Below are 2,288 nucleotides of genomic sequence, written 5' to 3' on the forward strand. Positions count from 1 at the left end.
GTTCAGGACAAGAACCCCCCATCCACATTCAACGAAACCCCAGTCGTATAACTCGACGCATCGCTGGCCAGATACAACACCGCCCCGGCCATCTCACTCGGATCCGCCACGTGCTTGAGCGGAAACTGCTGTAAAGCGGTGTTCAGAATGGCTTCGTTTTTCACCAGCGCCGAAGCGAACTTGGTGTCGGTGAGGCCCGGCAACAACGCATTGCACCGAATCCGAAACTGCGCACACTCCTTGGCGAACACCTTGGTCATGTTGATCTCCACCGCCTTGGTCACCAAGTAGATGCCCCGGAAGATCCCCGGCGAAACGCCGTTGATCGAGGCGACGTTGATGATGCTGCCGCCGCCGTTTTCGCGCATCAGCTTGCCGGCTTCGACCGACATGAAGAAATAACCGCGAATATTGACGTCGACGGTTTTCTGGAAGGCGCTGAGGTCGGTGTCCAGCACATTGCAGAACGGCGGGTTGGTCGCGGCGTTGTTGACCGGGATGTCGAGGCGGCCGAACTGTTCCTTGATCCCGGCGAAGACCTGGCTGGCCTGTTCCATTTCTCCAATGTGGCAGGTGATGGCTTCACCAATGCCACGGCTGGCGCCGGAGACAAACGTGACCCTGCTGTCGAGTCGAGTACTGATTTCATTCCGTATATGACTTTGATAAGAAAGTTGGAGCTTTTATTGCATTTTGTTCTAATTGACCTGTCAGTTATGACAGTTTCCGACACCTCGATTTTTCCTGATAGTTAACGGACTGTTTTTATGTCCATCGCTGAAAAGGAATTGTCGTCATGAACGCCGAACTAAACGTTGTAACCGCTGCAGCAAGCCCTTGGGAACAAGCCACGTTAACCGTCAACGGTAAGGAGGTGAAATGGAACGAACCCATTTTGTTGCACCGTGGGCAGGAGAACGAAGTGACGGTGGAGGCTCCACCCGCGATCGCCAGGGAGATCAATCTGGGGCTGGCTGAGGGTGGCGGTTTGAACATCGCAGCATCGCCGAGTTTTGGCGATTGGGTGACTCCTGTCGATGGCCAGTTCAAGTGGAAGATTGAGCCGGAGGCTGGCAAGAGCGGTCGTATCACCCTGGTGTTTTTCAGCAGGGAAGTGGTTGAGCCGTGGGAGCACCGAAGCCTGGTAATCTCGAGCAATCTGGCGGATGAGGTGGATCAGGTCCTGGTGAGCGGTGTTCCTTCCCCGGCCGCCGGTGCCGTGTTTTTCAGGAATGAGCCGCAGCCCGTCACCCTGACCTACAAGCCAGGCAGCCCCCTGCAAGACTACCCGCTGGAGCTGACAGGCACGCCGCTCACTGGCGTGCAACCTGGCAATCTGACGGTAACCGCGTCAGGCAAGAATACCTGGGCAGTCAACTCTCATACCAACAGCGGCACGTTCAAACTGGAGTTGAAAGGTGCGGACATGTCCACTGGCATTACGCTGCCCGTGTGCAAGGTGATATCGCGCAACCTGGCTGATGAGGTGATAGTTAAATTAAACGGCGTTGCGATACCGGCAACCGGGGCAGATTTCATCGGTGGCGGGGAAGCCCAAACACTCACTTTGGATTACAAGAACGCAGAAATGTTGAGGGGTGTTCCCTTGGCCCTTGACTGGGTTCCTGACTATGGTCTTGAAACGGGTGATCTCGCTAGCCAACCGCCTCTTCGCCAATTTTCCACAATCCACAAGTGGGCGCTCACAGGCGCAGCGAAGGATGGAACGTTCAAGTTGAAGTTGTCTAGCGAGGGAGGAGCAGTGAGGCTTCTTACGCCGACTAACAGATTATTGGGGCGTTATAAACTGAGGTTCTTGAAGRMGCTTAATGGTGAMTACGTGGAACTACCTGTTCCCCCAGCCGTGATAAGACTCCCGGAAGGTTATTATGACGCAGCTGTTCGGGTTACCGGACCGAACGACGCCCCCGTAGCGAATGTTTCATTGACGGTTGAKGGCTCCGCTATTCTCTTGCCAACAATGAGCAGAACTGATAGCAGCGGGATATCGTCTGGCCAGCTGATATTACCCCYTGGTGAATATCATCTATCAGCAGTATCGACACTGGGTGGAAAAAATTACATGGGARCGATACGTTTGAATGTGCGGGRTTGATAATTTAGATGTATTTTCGGAAAGTGGATAACCACCAAGTTTTGCAGGATTATTGGGGTTGGAGGTGTATCAGGCACTGGAAAATATCGATCCGCAGGGTTCACCTATATAATTGATCGACGGAAAATGACAAAAGGCAGTCAGAGACTGCCTTTTGTTCATCCAGTGCAGC

General features: G+C 53.7%; 2 protein-coding genes. One reads left to right on the plus strand and one right to left on the minus strand.

The features are described 5' to 3' along the window. Positions 1 to 2 precede the first annotated feature (2 nt). Entirely contained in the window at positions 3 to 656 is a 654-nt protein-coding gene (locus AC1DVH_RS29725; protein ID WP_477756798.1) for an SDR family oxidoreductase, read from the minus strand. Positions 657 to 796: 140 nt separating this feature from the next. On the opposite strand from AC1DVH_RS29725, the gene AC1DVH_RS29730 reads away from it, so the two are divergent. Next, positions 797 to 2,116 (plus strand): hypothetical protein, encoded by a 1,320-nt coding sequence (locus AC1DVH_RS29730; RefSeq protein ID WP_477756797.1) that lies wholly within the window; start codon positions 797 to 799, stop codon positions 2,114 to 2,116. Positions 2,117 to 2,288: the final 172 nt, after the last annotated feature.

The sequence above is a fragment of the Pseudomonas sp. P4_C3 genome, from assembly GCF_056402075.1.